Origin of the sequence: Rhizobium alarense (assembly GCF_021555155.1) — a bacterium.
Lineage (GTDB): Bacteria > Pseudomonadota > Alphaproteobacteria > Rhizobiales > Rhizobiaceae > Rhizobium_D > Rhizobium_D alarense.
This window is the reverse complement of record NZ_JAKGBU010000194.1, coordinates 1-715: the sequence shown is the minus strand read 5'-3', so window position 1 is coordinate 715 and position 715 is coordinate 1. Positions and strand designations below refer to the sequence as shown.

Annotated in this window: 1 tRNA gene and 1 rRNA gene; both read right to left on the bottom strand. The window is 55.9% G+C overall.

Annotated features, from left to right (window positions below):
* Positions 1–231: 231 nt before the first annotated feature.
* A tRNA-Met gene (locus LXM94_RS25965) sits at positions 232–308 on the bottom strand.
* A gap of 108 nt (positions 309–416) precedes the next feature.
* A 5S ribosomal RNA gene (gene rrf / locus LXM94_RS25960) occupies positions 417–531 on the bottom strand.
* Positions 532–715: the final 184 nt, after the last annotated feature.

The window sequence follows — 715 nt, the reverse complement described above, 5'->3', positions numbered from 1 at the left end:
CAGCTGGCCCAGCAGCGATCTCGATGCACTCATGCCGTGGAATTACGCAGCCTGAGCGGCCTCAGCTTGCCGCTTACATCTGACCAAGGATTCTCAACTGTTGATTTTCGCGCAATCGCGTGTTTCCCGGCCGCCAAACGCAAAAACCGCCCCTGAGGTACAGAGGCGGTGGGGAAGATTTGGCGGTTAATCGCCTGTTATATCTGCGCAATGAGCGACTTATGTCTGAACTGGTTGCGGGGGCAGGATTTGAACCTGCGGCCTTCAGGTTATGAGCCTGACGAGCTACCGGGCTGCTCCACCCCGCGTTATGGGTCTGGCTTTTGCGTTCAGGGCTTGATGCGCGTGTGCGCTTCCGGCCCTTTTTTTCTTTGGGCCTTGGTTGTGACGAGACGATTGTGTTTTGCCTTTAGCAGACCTGGCAGCGACCTACTCTCCCGCGTCTTGAGACGAAGTACCATTGGCGCTGGGGCGTTTCACGGCCGTGTTCGGAATGGGAACGGGTGCGGCCACCCCGCAATGACCACCAGGTCGGCTAAGGGCAAATGTTCATGCCCTTGGCATGATCATTTGTTCCCTTTTGCTTTGGCAAACCTGTCTTGCTCGCTTATCGCTCGCAAGGGTGCCAAAGCGGCCATACGGGAACGTATGAGCATGCCTTGTGCATGATGATTGAGAAGCTGGCGAGGTTTTCACCCCTTTTGTCTTTGAACAC